Raw genomic sequence first — 3,549 nt, 5'->3', positions numbered from 1 at the left:
ACCTGCGGCGCCTCTTCACCACCAGCACAGCGACCACCCAGCCAGCATGACCCGGGCACACCCCCCGACTCACACATCCTCCCCATAGTCACGCCATCACCACACCGGACCCCAAAGCGCAACAGCCTCCATGGCACGGTGAGGGTGCCCCTCACGGGTTCTAGGCCGGCACCGCTCCCGCCGTGCCGTTCTCCACCACCCAGGACGTCAGGGTCGTCGCCGGGTTCGCAGTGTCGTTCGCGGACGTCACGACCTGGTAGTCGCTGCGCCACTCGTCCGGCGTCACGGTGCACCTGACGTACCCACGCTTGGCTCCGTCGAAGAACCTCACCTGCGGGTTGACCGGCAGGGCCGCGGCCACCTGTCCCGCCCAGCCGCAGCCGGAGCTGACGGACGTCCCGACGAACTCGGTCAGCAGTGTCTCGGACTCCTGGTCCGCGTGGTCGGCCTTGACGTCGTTGACCCAGCTGGAGTGCCAGTCACCGGTGAGCACGACCGGGTTGTCCGGTCGCCGTTCACCGACGTAGTCGACGAGCCGGTCGCGCGCGCCGATGTAGCCGTCCCACTGGTCGTGGTTGACGGCCACGGCGGCGCTGGTGTCGTAGTCGTAGTGCGCCATGATCGTCTGCTGCGCGAGGACGTTCCAGCGCGCTCGCGAACGGTCGAGCCCGTCGTAGAGCCACTGCTCCTGCTCGGGGCCGAGGAAGTCCCTCCCGGGGTCGGCCGACCGCGGGTCGAGGGGGCCACTGGGGAAGCCCTCGGCCAGCTGGTCGTCGCGGTACTGGCGGGTGTCGAGCACGTTGATCTCGGCGAGCGTCCCGTACCTGAGCCGGCGGTACACGCGCATGTCGGGCCCGGCCGGGCGCGCGGGTCGGCGCAGCGGAAGGTTCTCGTAGTACGCCTGGAACGCCGCCGCGCGCAGCGCGAGGAACCGCGCGTTCGACGCCTCACCGTCGGGCTGCGACTCGTCCTCCGCCCAGTTGTTCTCGACCTCGTGGTCGTCGAACGTCACCACGAACGGCGCCGTCGCGTGCGCGGCCTGCAGGTCGGGCGAGGTCTTGTAGAGCGAGTAGATGAGCCGGAAGTCGGTGAGCGTCTCCGTGCCGCCGTTCTCGTAGATGTAGTCGCCCACGTGGATCACCAGCTCGGGATCGTCCTCGACCATCGCGCGGTACGCGGCGTACCGGCCGCCGGCCCAGGACTGACAGGACGCGAGTGCCAGCTTCAGCGTGGCGGGCCGGCTGGTGGCCGCGGGCGCCGTCTTCGTCCGGCCGACCGGGCTGATCTCGCGACCCGCGCGGAAGCGGTAGAAGTACTCGCGTCCCGGCTGCAGCCGACCGACCTCGGCGTGTACGGAGTGCCCGAGGCCCGGGGTCGCGCGTTCGGTACCGCGCGCCACCACGCGACGGAACCCGTCGTCGGTCGCGACCTCCCAGCTCACCGGGACCGTGACGTCGCGCATGCCGCCGCGCCCGTCGGCCGCGAGCGGGTCGGGCGCCAGCCTGGTCCACAGCACCACGCCGTCCGGCGTCGGGTCGCCCGACGCCACCCCGAGTGCGAAGGGGTCGTCGGGGAACGTCGGCGACACCGCCGTCCGCGTCTCCGCGCGCTCCGCCAGCGCGACGGCACCCCACCCGAACGCGCCCCACCCGAGTCCGGCACCTGCCACCTGCAACAGCCGTCGACGACTGATGTTCCGAGCCATGCTGCCCGCCTCCTGTCCGCACCCACCCGGCTCCATCCAAGAGGGTGCGGACCCACCGCGCCATGACCGCGGCGTGAACCGTCGGCGCGCTTGCCTGAACACGGGATGACGTCACCGACCGTGAGCGCTGCATGGCCGGATCCGGCGGCCCGCCGTCCGTGTCGGTCCCCCGCCGCGCCATAGTGGCGGACATGGAGATCGACCTGTCCGGACACCGCGCCCTCGTCACCGGCTCCACCCAGGGCATCGGCCACGCGATCGCGACAGAGCTCGCCCGCGCCGGAGCGGCCGTGGTCGTCAACGGCCGCGGCGCCGAGTCCACCGAACGCGCGGCGGCCAGGCTCCTCGCCGAGATCCCGTCGGCCGACGTCACGGCCGTGGCCGCCGACCTCGCCACCGCGGACGGCGCCGCGACGATGCTCGACGCCGCGAGCGACGTCGACGTCCTCGTCAACAACCTCGGCATCTTCGGCGCGCGCCCCGTGCTCGAGATCGACGACGACGAGTGGCGCCGGTACTTCGAGGTCAACGTCCTCTCCGGCGTCCGCCTGACGCGCGGCTACCTCCCGCGGATGATCGAAGGCGGCTGGGGCCGGGTCATGAACATCGCCAGCGACTCCGCCGTCGTCACACCGGTCGAGATGGTGCACTACGGCGTCACCAAGACCGCCCTGCTCGCCGTGACGCGTGGCTTCGCCAAGGCGGCGTCGGGCACCGGGGTCACGGTGAACTCGGTCATCGCCGGCCCCACCCATACCGGCGGCGTCGAGGACTTCGTCGCCGAGATGGTCGGCGACGACCTGCCCTGGGACGAGGCGCAGACCAGGTTCATGCGCGAGCACCGACCGTACTCGCTCATCGAACGCCTCATCGAGCCGGCCGAGATCGCCCACCTCGTCGTCTACCTCGCCTCGGACCAGGCATCCGCGACCACCGGCGGCGCGCTCCGCGTCGACGGCGGCTACGTCGACTCGATCCTCCCCTGAGCCGGATTCCCGCCGCCGCATAATCGGTTGTCCTCCGCCTCGCCCGGTGGATACGGTCCGTCGCGTGGGCGGCGCCCGCCGTCCGCGCCGTTCCCCACCCGGGTGTCAGCGTTTGGATGAGAAAACCCTGGCCGCGGTCGACGCGACGACCGTCCTCGCCTCCGCCAACGAGGTGCTGACCGACGTCGAGGCCGTGGTGCGCAACGTCGACGCCTCCGCCCTCGGCGAGGCGAGCGGATGCGGCACCTGGTCGATCCGCGACCTGCTGAACCACATGACGTTCGAGAACTACGCACACGCCGCACTCGCCGAGGGCGGCCACGACATGCCCACACCCGACGCCACCACCGACTATCTCGCCGGCGACCACGTCACCTCCTACACCGACTCGGTCACGCGCGTTCGCTCCGCGCTGGCCGCGCCCGGACTCCTCGACCGCACGTTCGGTCCGCAGGAGGCACCGGGCTCCTTCGTGGTCCAGATGCTCGTCAACGAGATGCTCACGCACGGCTGGGACCTCGCCCGCGCCACCGGGCAACCCACCGACCTCGCGCCGAACGCCGCGGCCAAGGCCCTGCCCGCGGCCAAGGTGTTCTACGGCGACCACCCCCGCGGCGCGACCTCGTTCCAGCCCGAGCCGGAGGCCCCGCCCACGGCGACCGCGGCCGACCGGCTCGCCGCGTTCCTCGGGCGCGACCCCGCCTGACGGCGCGCGGTCTCCCGTTGATCACGTTAACCTCGGTCTTTCACACCTGGTGGGGCGACACGGGGTGTGGTGATGCGAAAGTGCCTTGTCTGCAAGGGAAACTGGGACTTGTCGACGGTCCTGTTGCTCTTGGAGAAAGGCACTTCGCGGGT

The 3,549-nt window shown here is 71.4% G+C and carries 3 protein-coding genes; 2 read left to right on the top strand and 1 reads right to left on the bottom strand.

The annotated features are described in order from the left end of the window. Window positions 1–160: 160 nt before the first annotated feature. The gene (locus tag GEV10_31980) at window positions 161–1,741 is read right to left on the bottom strand and encodes an alkaline phosphatase (GenBank protein MQA83020.1); all 1,581 of its coding nucleotides are present in this window, start codon (window positions 1,739–1,741) and stop codon (window positions 161–163) included. A 155-nt stretch (window positions 1,742–1,896) separates the two neighbouring features. Here GEV10_31980 and GEV10_31975 point away from each other — a divergent pair, with 155 nt between their 5' ends. Then, a complete protein-coding gene (locus GEV10_31975; GenBank protein MQA83019.1) occupies window positions 1,897–2,691 on the top strand; it encodes an SDR family oxidoreductase in 795 nt (264 codons plus the stop codon). Between the two features lie 19 nt (window positions 2,692–2,710). After that, window positions 2,711–3,397, top strand: coding sequence for a TIGR03086 family protein (locus GEV10_31970; GenBank protein MQA83018.1), 687 nt, complete (start codon window positions 2,711–2,713; stop codon window positions 3,395–3,397). Window positions 3,398–3,549: the final 152 nt, after the last annotated feature.

Source organism: Streptosporangiales bacterium (assembly GCA_009379955.1).
In the GTDB taxonomy this organism is placed as follows: Bacteria; Actinomycetota; Actinomycetes; order Streptosporangiales; family WHST01; genus WHST01.
This window is presented reverse-complemented; position numbering and strand designations above follow the sequence as displayed.